1 protein-coding gene is annotated in these 638 nt (G+C 59.1%); it reads right to left on the bottom strand.

Annotation, left to right across the window (positions count from 1 at the left end):
• Positions 1-638, bottom strand: a 638-nt coding sequence (locus FFR93_RS40485; protein WP_138397236.1) for a porin, incomplete at both ends; no start/stop codon positions are given.

The following is a 638-nucleotide window of genomic DNA, read 5'->3' as shown; positions in this document are numbered from 1 at the left end:
ATTTCAACCGTACCCATTGCACGGATAGCGCCGTCTTCGTTGTCGAAGTCCCAGCCGCCGGTGACCTGGTAGCTGAAGGCGCCTGCAGTGCCGCCAACGCCGAAGGCAACGCCTACGTTGTTCGGGCCTTCGCCGGACTTGTAGAAGCCGTCTTCCAGTTCGTCGACGCTGAGACCAGCGTAGAAGTCGCCGCTTTCATACTGATAGCGGATGGAGTTGTGCAGCGTTACGATCGAGCCGATGTCGTCGGTTTCACCCGAGAGGCCATCGTCCCACCAGCTGTAGAACAGACCAGCGCGGAAGCCCGCGACGTCGAGGTAAGCGGAGTCGAGGATAGCTTCCTGTTCGGAGGCATTGTCAGCATTGAACTGCATGACGATGACGCCGGTCAGCGGACCATACTCGGTGTCGCTCTTGGCCGTGAACTGAACCTGGCCGCGAGTACGGGCATCCCAATCGGAGTCGTTGTCAGCCGAGAGGTTGAGCGGCTGATCACCAACGTCAACCTGGAAACGGATGTAGCCTTCGATCTTGAGGCAGGTTTCGGTGCCGGGGATGTAGAAGTAGCCGGTGCCGTAAGCGTCGCAGACGCGAACATATTCAACCGGTTCCGGCTCAGCAGCAACAATAGCGTCAGC

The sequence above is a fragment of the Rhizobium sp. MHM7A genome, assembly GCF_005862215.1.
Lineage (GTDB): Bacteria > Pseudomonadota > Alphaproteobacteria > Rhizobiales > Rhizobiaceae > Rhizobium > Rhizobium bangladeshense.
This window is presented reverse-complemented; position numbering and strand designations above follow the sequence as displayed.